2 protein-coding genes are annotated in these 3,521 nt (G+C 68.4%); both read right to left on the bottom strand.

The features are described from left to right. Positions 1-54: 54 nt before the first annotated feature. On the bottom strand, positions 55-678 hold the full coding sequence (locus tag TNMX_RS00815; protein ID WP_038028470.1) for a hypothetical protein: 624 nt from the start codon (positions 676-678) through the stop codon (positions 55-57). 1,465 nt (positions 679-2,143) lie between these two features. After that, positions 2,144-3,451, bottom strand: coding sequence for a hypothetical protein (locus TNMX_RS13165; RefSeq protein ID WP_052037874.1), 1,308 nt, complete (start codon positions 3,449-3,451; stop codon positions 2,144-2,146). Positions 3,452-3,521: the final 70 nt, after the last annotated feature.

The following is a 3,521-nucleotide window of genomic DNA, read 5'->3' as shown; positions in this document are numbered from 1 at the left end:
CCCCACTAGCGGTACTCCCACAGGAGGCGGAAACCAAAGTGCGCTTAAGGATAATCAAATGGCCACCTCGTACCGAACCTTTAAGGCTCGCCGCACCAGGACCTTGGCCTCCTTGCGGGAGAGTTTGGCCGTGCTGGTCAGAAAGCGCCATAGGTTGCGCCGGACCAGCTTGTCCCACCGCCGGGCCGTTTCCGGGGGCAGAAAGCCCCAGCGGTTGGCGTAGCGGATCTCCCGGGTGACCTGGTTCACCGCCTTCAGCACCTGGGGGGCGGCCTTCACCTTACCCCCTGGCCAGGTGAGGCCGTGGGTCACCCAGCTCACGTAGCGGGCCTTCTCCCTGACCCACCGCGGGGATACCAGTAGCCGGGCCCGGGGATTGGGATCGTAGGAGGCTCGTCCCCAGGTCAGCAAAAACGGGCCGGTGCGGATGGGGTGCTGGGAGAGGTCCTTAAGTTGGAGGCCTCTCACCTCCGGGTGGGCCGAGAGGATCAGCCACCCCTCGGGGACCCGGAAAAGCCGGGTGCCCCGGGTCCGGTGGTGGGCCACCTCCCGGGGCTTCGCCTGGGGGGGGCCGGGAATGAGCAGGGCGTACCGGTACCGGTTGCCGGGGTGGGCCAGGGACCGGTACAGGGTGCCCCAGTCGTACCCCGCCCAGGGGTAAGGGGCTTTATCCGTCATGTTTCCATTATACCCGGGCCGGGAAGGGGAAAGTCCGTTTGAAGTGGGGGATTTAGGAAGAAGGGGGGGGAGGAAGGGGGATTTATTTAAGGGTCGCTGTACAAACGGCTAAAATGGGGGTGTGAGCCTGGCCCCCACCAGGTCAACCGCCCACCGGCCCAGCCTGGGTCGGGGAAAGCCGGATGCGGTAATCCCGCCTGTCCGGTTTGGGGCGGGGGTGGTGCCGGAAACCGGGGTAACCCGGGGAAAGGTGCCGTCCTATCGCCACGACCGCTTAAAGGTTGGCCGCCAATGGTCGTACGAGCCAGCCGTCGCCTGTGGAGGGGGAGACCCCTACGCCACGAGGGAGTGGCGTGCCCGCCCGTGGGTGCTCCAAGGGTCCACACGCCCAAGGGGTGCTGAGTCACGGGTCAAGTGTCGTGGCCTCTGGCTTAACAGCGGAGGCTATACGGCTAGGGCGGTGCCGAAAGCCCTCGCAAGAGGGTTGCCGAAAGCCCCTGATGAGGGGGTTGAACCGGGCGATGAAGGGGGCAAGCCTAAGTGCTTCATGCCGCCCGCCCACGTGAGGGTTTGTAGCGGCCCTTACCCACGTGCCCTGAAGCGGGTCCCTTCGGGGATGATGGCGCGCTCCTGGAGCCGGTCGGCTAGGTGCCTGATAACACGGTGGACGGGAATGGCGACCCCGCCGAGCACCACTTGGTGGTGTGTGTCCCCCACCCCTGAATCCATAGGGGGTGGGAAGGCCCTGGGAGGTGTGGAAACCCCAGGGCTGGGCGCGGGAAAACGGTCTAGGAGGCGGGGAAACCCGCCCAACGAGGACCGGATAAGCGCGGGATCGGCGGGGACGGAGCGGGTGAGTACCGAGGAAGCCGCCAAAAAGCGGTGGAGGGAAGACCCGTAGCGATCTCGGGTTGGATCACCGGTTGGGACCAACGGTGCTTGGTGGGGGCCAGGCCGCCGGAGGGACCTCCGTTATGGTCCAGCCACAGCCGTCCCGAGGCTCTAAATCGGGGGGGGACGGGTCCACCACACGGATCCAGCCACGGTGTCCCGAACCCTATCGGGGGCAGGATCCCGCCAAAGGGATCGGATCCGGCCCTGGCCACCGTGAGCCCGCGGGCTTGCGGAACGGGTCAGGCCACCGGCAGGCGTCATGCCTGGCCATCCTGGGGCTTACCAGGAACCCCGGCGTGCACCCCGAGGGGTGCCACTGCTGGACGCCGTCCCGAGGCGGTAAACCGGGGGCTTGGCCGGCCAGAAAAGGCCAACCTTCAGGACCGGTTAGCGGGCCGGTCCCGCCCTGCGGGGCGCCAATCCCGCTAGGGGGACTGCCTTATCCCCCACCCTTACCCCCAGCCTGCGGGCTGGGGGTCGCTGTTTGGTCCGCCCTGGGGGTTAGGGCCCTGAACTGGGCCAAGAGGGATCTCCGCAGCCGGGCCAGGGATCCCGGCCCGGGCCGCCTAGACTAGGCCACCCGCCAGGAGGGAGCCTGGCGGAAGAGATCCATGAGGCCCTGCTCCTTGAGGAGGCGGACCAGCAGGGCTCCTGGTCGTCGCACGGATCCGGTGGCCAGGCCCTCGGAGACCCGGCGGATGGCCCACAGGACGATATCCATGGCGTCAGGGCGGTACCCGTAGATGTGGGCCCGGAAGGCGTGCCAGATCACCCAGGCATAGAAGCGGGTGCTCCCCGGATCCCGGAACCCCCTGGCCAGGCCCAGGGCGATCTCCTCCACCAGGCGGCGGCGGGAACCGGGTTTTTCCCGTGCCAGACGGGCCAGGAGGTCGCTGGGGCTGCCGTTGGCAGAGTCTATCTCTAACGGGGTTTCGCTACGCTCCGGGGATAACGACCCCCACCCCAGGATGAACTCCAGGACCTCAGACTCACCCCTTAGGGGTGAACTTCTAGACTCTGCCAACTCGGGCGGAGAGACCCCCGGGGAAGCCCCCTTCGCCCTCCTGGAGCCCTTTTTCGCCCAACGCGCCTCCTGCCATTCGGTTAGGTGGGCCCAGGCGGTGCGACCGGCGGCAATGTCCCCATCCAGGTCCCTCCACTTGTGCTGCAGGTCCTCCGGGTAGAGCTTCGCCCTCCCGTCCTGGTGGGGCAGCCGCACGGCAAACACCACCCCCGCCCGGTAGATCCCAGGCCGCCCGTGCACCGTGGCCGGGGTGTACCAGGCACGGCTGGCCACCAGGCCCACCCCCTTCAGCTCCGTCAGGGCCCGGTACAGGCTCCTGACCGGGATGTCCAGGGCCACGGCCAGAGCCTCCACAGGCACGAACAGGATCACCTGGGTCAGGGCGCGGGTGATGGGCCGCCCCATCCGCCGCAACCGGGCCAGGCCCGCCGCCAGCAGGTAGGTGTACAGCCGGCGAGCCCGGGGGGTTAGGCCCGCCACCCGCTCCGGGTACCTCCCCAGGGCCTCCTCAACCTTGGACAGGAGGGAGGGGGCCCAGTCCACGGGAGGAAGCTCCTCCCCCTTCAGGGGGCGGGGCGGGATGCTGGCCACCATCTCCCCCACCGGGCGCGGGACCATGGCCCTCCTCGGCTCCCTGGGGGCCTCAGAAGGCCGGGGAGCCGGGGGGGTGGTGGTGAAGGCCTGGGCCTCCGGGCCAGGGGCCTCAGCGGGGCTCTCAGGGTCATGGGCGGCCACCCCCCCCATGGCCTCCCGCTCCCTGAGGTGAGCCATGATCCGGGCCACCAGGGCCTGCGTCTTAGGTGCCAGGTTCTTCGGGATTTCGTTCTTGCCGTTCTTCGCTTCCTCCAGGTTCATGCTTGACCCCCTTGGCTTCGGGGGGTAACCTGAAGGAGCTCCTGGGGTGGAGCGGGGTGGGGCCTTCAGG

The sequence above is a fragment of the Thermus sp. NMX2.A1 genome (assembly GCF_000511705.1).
Taxonomy (GTDB): Bacteria; Deinococcota; Deinococci; order Deinococcales; family Thermaceae; genus Thermus; species Thermus scotoductus.
Note: the sequence above shows the minus strand (reverse complement) of the source record. Positions and strands in the feature narration are given on the sequence as shown.